The organism is Coriobacteriia bacterium (assembly GCA_018368455.1).
Lineage (GTDB): Bacteria > Actinomycetota > Coriobacteriia > Coriobacteriales > UMGS124 > JAGZEG01.
Genome location: JAGZEG010000003.1, coordinates 221,811 through 229,199, shown reverse-complemented (window position 1 = coordinate 229,199; position 7,389 = coordinate 221,811). Strand labels below are relative to the sequence as shown.

Here is a 7,389-nt window from a genome sequence, read left to right as displayed (position 1 = left end):
CTGAAGGGCCTGACCCCGGTCGAGTTCCGGGAGCAGGCCCTTCTGGAGGCCGCTTAGGGTATCCTCATTTTAGCATCCAAGTTTTGGGGCGCAGTTCACTGCGGGGAGGCTCCTTTTATATGCGTGACCTCGGGCTTTAATTCCCTATACGAGAGCCGATCTTCCGTTTTCTGTGCTCCGCACGTTTCCGTGGCATTAAATACCAGTTTCGAGATAGGTTGATGGAGCAAACAAAGTCTCGCAGCCCTACCATGCGCTTCAACCACATCACGTGGCACGTCAGAGAGAGGGGTTTGCTCATGCACACCAACACTCAGCTCGCAACGGGACTGACCCGTCGTTCTTTCCTCACCGGTGCTGTCGCGGCCGGCGCTCTGCTTGCCATGGCCGCCGGGTCGTCCGCTCGCGCCAGCGAGTCCGCAAGCGCGGATGCAGGCGCCGGAGCCGCTGCCCAGGTGTATGACAGCGACACGACAGGTGCCACTCAGGGCGGCACGATGACGTGGTACCTCACGAACCCCGTTGCAATCGAGCCGTTCGGTGCCGAGGAGAACCAGGGCGTTGAGGTCATCTTCAACCTGTTCGACACGCTGACGACGTACGACTGGGAGAAGGGCCAGCTCGTCCCGCTGGCAGCCGAGAGCTACGAGTCGAACGACGACGCGACGCAGTTCACGTTCCACCTGCGCAAGGAGGCGACGTGGCACGACGGCAAGCCCGTCACGTCCAAGGACTTCAAGTATGCGTGGGAGCGCCTGTGCCGCTCCGACTTTAAGCCCGCTCCCTCTTCGCTCGGCTACAAGCTTACGAGCATCAAGGGCGCCGACGAGATGATGAAGGGCGAGGCCACCGAGCTCGACGTCGAGTGCCCCGACGACTACACGCTCGTCGTGAACCTCAAGGCCCCGTTCGCCGAGTTTGACGCCGCTGTCGGCGACATGGCCACCGCCCCTGTGCCTGCAGGCTGCACGGACACCGAGGAGGACTTCCAGAAGTTCCGTCTCGCCCCTATCGGCAACGGCCCGTTCATGATGGACGGCGAGTGGAACGACGGCCAGTACATCAACATCAAGCGTTATGACGGCTACTGGGGCGAGAAGCCGTTCATCGACGGTGTGAACTTCCAGATCTTCAAGGACGACCAGACGGCGTGGACGGAGTTCCAGGCCGGCAACCTCGACTTCACGACGATCCCCTCCGGCACGTTCACGCTTGCCCAGCAGACCTACGGCCTCGCCGATAAGGACGGCTACGTCGCCAACCCCGGCAAGCAGACGTTCCTGGGCGAGGAGACGTCGATTTACTACCTGCTCATCAACAACGAGGACGACGTGATGAGCAACAAGGATCTGCGTATCGCCGTGTCCTACGCCATCAACCGCAAGGCCATCTGCGACTCCGTGCTCCAGGGCACCAAGTCCCCCGCCTCGAACATGATTGCCCCCGGCGTCCCCGGCGCCGAGGAGAACGGCTGGGACTACTGCCTGCCCGAGGGCGACAAGGACAAGGCTGTCGAGTACTTTGACAAGGCCGGTTACCCGCTGGGCTCCGACGGCAAGCGTGGCCTGAGCCTGACGCTGTCGACGAACTCCGGCTCTGCGAACGAGTCCATCATGACGATGATCCAGGCTGACCTCGCCGCCTGCGGCGTCGACTCAACGATCGACGTCCAGGAGTGGGCCGCCTACATCGACGCGGTCCAGGGCCGCACGTACCAGATGGGCCGTCTGGGCTGGACCATCCAGGTCCCGACGCCCTACCTCGTGCTGCAGCCGCTGTTCTACACCGGCTCGGGCGACAACAACTCGGGCTACACCAACCCGGAGTTCGACGCGGCCATCGACAAGGCGTTCACCGTCACGGACACCGAGGAGCGCGTCGAGGCGTTCAAGGAGGCCAACAAGATCGTGGCCGCCGACTTCCCCGTCGTCCCGCTCTTCTACTACCTACACACCTACGTTGCCTCCGCGCGCGTGAACAACCTGTTCTTCAACCCGTCTGGCTACGGCCGTCTGACGCGCTGCTGGCTGAGCGCATAAGGCAAGGCTCCACAGCCGCATGAAAACGGCGCTCGTCGACCCTGGAGTCCAGGTCGGCGGGCGCCTTTTGTTTATGTACGAGACACTTCAGGCGGAGCAGAGCTCTGCTCAGTCGAGGCGTTACAGCACCTTGGCAAGCGCCTCGAGGGCAGCGGTAAGGCTGGCGACGATGTCGGCCTTCGACATGCTGGGCTTGCCGCGCATCTCCCCCTTGATGACCTGCTCGTGCAGCAGCGGCACGTGGATAAAGCCGGCGAGCAGGCCGGGGTTCTTGTGCGCAGCGCTGTCGAGCGTGAGGTACATGAGATGGTTGCACACGTACGTTCCGGCCGAGTCCGAGACCTTGGCGGGCAGGCCGGCCGCCTCGATAGCGCGCACCATGTCGTGGACGGGCAGCGTGGCGAAGTACGCCGCAGGACCATCGTCGACGATGGGCACGTTACAGCGGATGGCGTCAGCGTTGTCGGGGGCGTCACAATCATCGACGTTGATGGCGACGCGCTCAATCGTGACGCACGAGCGCCCCGCAGCCTGGCCCACGCACACAACGGCCTGGGGGTTCCAGTGCTCGATAGCGGCAGAGACGGGCTCAAAGGCTTGGCGATACGTCACGGGCACCTCGACCTGGACGATGTGCGCCCCGCCGATGACTTCGGGAAGCACACGCACGGCCTCGAGCGCGGGGTTCACGTCCTGGCCGCCAAACGGCTGAAAGCCGGTTACGACGATCGTCGGGGACAGAGACGGACCCTTCTCCACGCTTGCTGGCTTCTCTTCGCTCATGAGGCGCTCCTTTGCAACGCAGATCGATACGAAAGCGGACGTTTTCCCACGGCATCACGGATGCCGCGGGCAGCACCAGCCGATAAGTAACCACAGGGAGACGATCATAGCGGTTCTCGCTCGAACGGCGGATGGTGCGTGGCAGGTATCAGAGGGCGTCTATAATCCTGCGAAGCCGCGCCGCTCTCTGCCGACCGCGCGGCGCACCCGTCTCGATCCCACATCCTTGCATGGCGAAGGAGTCCCCGTGAAGGTTGCCACCACGTTCGACATACTCGGTCCCATCATGGTGGGCCCGTCCAGCTCCCACACGGCCGGGGCCCTGCGCATCGCCCAGATGGCGGCGAGCCTGTGCGACGCCCCCATCACCCGCGTAGCCTTCACGCTCTACAACTCTTTTGCGCGCACGTACGCCGGCCACGGTACGGACCGCGCCCTGCTCGGCGGCATCCTAGGCATGCACACAGACGATCCCGACATACAGCGCTCGTTTGACGTGGCGCGCGAGCGAGGTATCGCCTGGGAGTTCACACCCAGCAACGCAGGCGACGGCCTGCACCCCAACACCGTCGACATCGACATGCTGTGCGCGGACGGCACCCGAACGACCGTGCGCGGCGAGTCTCTCGGCGGGGGCAAAGCGCGCCTCGTCCGCGTGAACGGCGTGTCCGTCGACCTGACAGGTCGCATGCCCGCCGTGTTCGTGGCGCACCGCGACGTCCCCGGCATGCTCGCCCTCATGACGGGCGAGCTTGGAGCCGCCGGCATCAACATCGCCTTCATGAGCTCGTACCGTACGACACCGGGCCAGCTTGCCTACGCGCTGTTCGAGTGCGACACGCTTCCCGACGCCGAGGTCATCGCCAGCATCGAGCGCTCCCCCGACGTGTTCGGCGTGCGCATCGTGCGCGCCGTGGGAGGCGGGGCCGCCGTCGCCGGCGACGCGGCGAGCGAGCGTGACTTTGCCAGCGGGGCAGAGCTGCTCGAGCTCAGCGAGCGCGAGGGTGTGTCGCTTGGCGCGCTCATGCGCCTTCGCGAGGCCGATCTGCGCGGGAAGCAGGAGACGGACAGCCAGATGGCTCGCGTGCTCGACGTCATGCGCGCTGAGACGAGCGAGCCCGTGGCGCACCCCGGTCGCTCACTGGGCGGCATGCTCGACGGCCAGGCAGCCCGCGTCTTCGGGTGGTCCGGCCCCGCAGACGCGCTGTGCGGGCCCACTCTCACGCGGGCCTGCGCCTGGGCCATGGCAACGCTCGAGCGGTCGGCGTGCATGGGCATCATCGTCGCCGCGCCGACAGCCGGGTCGGCGGGCGTACTGCCCGGCGCCCTGCTGGCCAGTGCCGAGGCGCTCGGGTCGTCAGAGGCCGACGTGACCGACGCGCTGTTCTGCGCTGCGGCCATCGGCGCCATCATCGAACGCAACGCAAGCGTCGCCGGCGCAGAGGGTGGCTGCCAGGCCGAGGTCGGCTCGGCGTCTGCCATGGCGGCCGCCGCCCTCGTGCAGCTGCTCGGCGGCAGCGCGCAGACGTGCCTCAACGCGGCGACGCTGGCGATCTCCAATCTGCTCGGCCTCGTGTGCGACCCCGTGCGAGGTCTCGTTGAGGTGCCGTGCCAGGCCCGCAACGCGATCGGCGTCGCCAACGCATACACCGCCGCCCAGATGGCGCTATCCGGCGTGGCGCTGCCTATACCCTTTGACGAGGCCGTCGAAGCAATGGCGCAGGTCGGCCATGCGCTGCCGGAGAGCTTGCGGGAGACGGCGCTGGGTGGGCTGGCGGCGGCGCCGTCTGTCTGTGGGGCTTGTAAGTAGAGGGCGTCACGTCGGGCCGAGGGGTTGTGTATCCTGTGCTCAAACAGCTTCGCCGCAGAGGGCGCGGCTGCAGAACTGCGCCAGGATACACAACCCCCTTGGTCGCGTGCATGTCTTGGCAGGCATGGCACGAGGTAAAGAGAGGATTTGTGGGTAGCCTGATCCACCTGGTCGGAGATGAGTCGCTACCTGTCTTTGTGTTGATGCCTGCGATGTTTTGCTAGCCTGAGCTTCACGCGCTCGTGGCCATGGGGAGCGAGGCGCCTGAGGGGGCCGCCCTCGCGCAGGTGGGGCACGAGATGGAGGCCGCCGCGCATCTGTCGTGAGACGCGGATGCGCTGACGAAGCCTGTCGGCCTTCTCTCGGGCGGCGACGCGCGTGTTTGCCAGGTCTTGGGCGATGGCCGCACGACCGACGGGCGGCTCGCCGAACGTCTCCAGACGCTCAGCCGGCGTCACGCGGGAACGCAGGCCCATGAGCGGAGCGGAAATGAGAATTGGCAGGTAGAACGTCAGCGAGCGCCACAGCACGATAGCTGGGGCGACGAGGCCGGAACCCAGGCTCGGCCCGAAGAACAGCGCAAATCCGCCCTCGGCACCTCCCGTGCCGCCTGGAAGCGGCACAGCTGTGAGAATGAGCTGCACAAACGCCGCCGCGGCAAGGCATGTAAAGAAGTCCAGGTCGTGTGCCCCCAGCGCGTTCAGCACGAAATACGGCACGGAGTACATGGCAACAAGCTGGGCAATCGTGATGACGATGGCGCTGATGACGACGCCAGGGTGACGGATGGCAGCATGCACGGACGTCGCATACTGGTCGATCTGGGCCTCGACGCGGGCTAACACGGCCTCGCCGTCCTTTATGAGATGGATGCGCCCAGACAGCAGGCGCACACCTAACGTCACCACCCGACGCACGAGGTTCGGAAAGAATATGACTGCCACGAGACCACCCATAATGGCAAGGTGCACGCCAAACGACAGAACGCAGATCAGCACGAGGTTGCCATATAGCTCCTCAAAGAAGCGAAACTTTGCCAGAAGCATGGCGGCGCCAAACAGCGTGACGGCGCTCTGATACACGAAGAAGCGCGTGAGCTGCACCCCCGACGCGGCGCCCACAGACAGGCCCGCCTTGGACAGGCGCACGATCTGTGCAGGCGCCGCCCCCATCTGCCCGGGTGTCAGGTAGCCGAATACGATGCCAACGGCCGCGACGCTAAGCAGGTCAAGCAACCCCATGCGCACGCCCGTGAGCGTGCCGGCGATACGAAAGCACAGCGCATCGAGCAGGAAATACGAGAGAAAGCCGATGAGGCCGCCCAGAACCCACAGCAGATGAGCGTGGGACAGGGCGCCAACGAACGAGGCAGCCTCCCCTGTCGCGACGAGCCAGACAACGAAGCCGACGATGACGGCGCAGAGGAAGCCAATGCCGATGCGCAGCATCAGCTTATTCTTGCTATCCGTCTTGTCGGGCATGGAATCTGATGCAGCGCGGTCTGTCAACGGGCAGGCCTCCAGATACAAAAACGGGCCGGCATTTCTGCCGACCCGATTACTTTGCTGGTAGCCCGTACCAGATTCGAACTGGTGATCTCCGCCTTGAGAGGGCGATGTCCTAAACCGCTAGACGAACGGGCCATCCTATTATCAAACGGGCGAATGCCCGGTAAAACACTGGTAGCCCGTACCAGATTCGAACTGGTGATCTTCGCCTTGAGAGGGCGATGTCCTAAACCGCTAGACGAACGGGCCATCCTGTTTTCAACACGAGCAGGACGTGGCTGGGATAGAGGGAGTCGAACCCCCATTGACGGAACCAGAATCCGCTGTCCTGCCATTAGACGATATCCCAATTTGTTGCTCCCGGTGATTTCGTCCCGCAACGCGAGAAAGAATATTACGGATAGAAGCCTTCCCTGTCAACACCGATTTCAAACTTGTCCAATTTTGTCGGGAGCTTGTGAAGTGCGCAGGTCAGGAGCCTCGTTCTCTCGGAGCAGCTGGGATCCGTCCCCTATTCCGCCGGAGAAGGCGTCACGGTTTCGAAGACATCAGCCCAGTCCTGGCGGGTCTTCACGACCTCCTTGTGGCTCGGGTCGCGATAGCCGAACTGCGCCATCACGGCGACGCCGAACTCCTCGGGATCGATCAGCCCACGCTCGGCGAGCAGGTCGTTGAGCCTGCCCATGGGGAAGCCCTCGACGGGCGTTGCGTCGACGCGGAGCTCGGCGGCGCATGTCAGCATATTGGCCAGCATGATGTAGCACTGGCAGCGCGCCCAGCCAAACAGGGCCTCCGGTGTCGTGAGCCCAAAGTCCTCGCCCTGGAACTTGGCAAGCATGAGGCGACGGTTGCCCTTCTCCTCGTCGCGCAGCCCCTGAACCTCGGCGATCATGTGGCCGGCGTGCAGCGAGAATGCGCCGACCTTCCTGCGCGCAAGGATGACGACCGTGCGTGAGGCGTTCTTTTTCATGCCCCAGCAGAAGCTCTGCATCTCGGAGAGCAGAGCCTCGTCCTCGATGACGAGCACCTTCCACGGCTCGAGACCAAACGAGCTCGGCGACAGCCTGCCCGCCTCGCAGATCGCGCGGAAGTCCTCGTCGCTCACCGAGCGCGTCGGGTCGTAGCGCTTGCACGCCATGCGCCAGTTCAGGGCGTCCAGCGCCGCGCAACTCGTCATCGCCTCGTTTTGGGCCTGTGCCATACGCCATCTCCTCTCGTCGGGCGGGCAAAACCGCCACTGGTATCCTGT

Annotated in this window: 5 protein-coding genes and 3 tRNA genes; 2 read left to right on the top strand and 6 right to left on the bottom strand. The window is 64.4% G+C overall.

Going from position 1 to position 7,389, the window contains the following annotated elements; all coding sequences use genetic code 11:
* Positions 1-299 precede the first annotated feature (299 nt).
* Positions 300-2,039, top strand: a complete 1,740-nt coding sequence (locus KHZ24_03210; protein MBS5450207.1) for an ABC transporter substrate-binding protein — start codon at positions 300-302, stop codon at positions 2,037-2,039.
* A gap of 120 nt (positions 2,040-2,159) precedes the next feature.
* Here the strand turns inward: KHZ24_03210 and pcp are convergent, their stop codons facing one another.
* Positions 2,160-2,822: a pyroglutamyl-peptidase I gene (gene pcp, locus KHZ24_03205; GenBank protein MBS5450206.1), complete on the bottom strand. Its 663-nt coding sequence runs from the start codon at positions 2,820-2,822 to the stop codon at positions 2,160-2,162.
* A gap of 247 nt (positions 2,823-3,069) precedes the next feature.
* On the opposite strand from pcp, the gene sdaAA reads away from it, so the two are divergent.
* A complete protein-coding gene (sdaAA, locus tag KHZ24_03200) occupies positions 3,070-4,632 on the top strand; it encodes an L-serine ammonia-lyase, iron-sulfur-dependent, subunit alpha (GenBank protein MBS5450205.1) in 1,563 nt (520 codons plus the stop codon).
* 185 nt (positions 4,633-4,817) lie between these two features.
* On the opposite strand, the gene KHZ24_03195 is transcribed toward sdaAA, so the two are convergent.
* The 5 genes from KHZ24_03195 to KHZ24_03175 all read right to left on the bottom strand — a co-directional run bounded on the left by KHZ24_03195 (position 4,818) and on the right by KHZ24_03175 (position 7,317).
* Complete coding sequence (locus KHZ24_03195) at positions 4,818-6,113, bottom strand: flippase-like domain-containing protein (GenBank protein MBS5450204.1); 1,296 nt, start codon at positions 6,111-6,113, stop codon at positions 4,818-4,820.
* An 85-nt stretch (positions 6,114-6,198) separates the two neighbouring features.
* Positions 6,199-6,275, bottom strand: a tRNA-Glu gene (locus tag KHZ24_03190).
* A gap of 37 nt (positions 6,276-6,312) precedes the next feature.
* Positions 6,313-6,389 (bottom strand) — tRNA-Glu (locus KHZ24_03185).
* A gap of 26 nt (positions 6,390-6,415) precedes the next feature.
* A tRNA-Gln gene (locus KHZ24_03180) sits at positions 6,416-6,489 on the bottom strand.
* A gap of 162 nt (positions 6,490-6,651) precedes the next feature.
* Positions 6,652-7,317, bottom strand: coding sequence for an NAD(P)H-dependent oxidoreductase (locus KHZ24_03175; GenBank protein MBS5450203.1), 666 nt, complete (start codon positions 7,315-7,317; stop codon positions 6,652-6,654).
* Positions 7,318-7,389 lie beyond the last annotated feature (72 nt).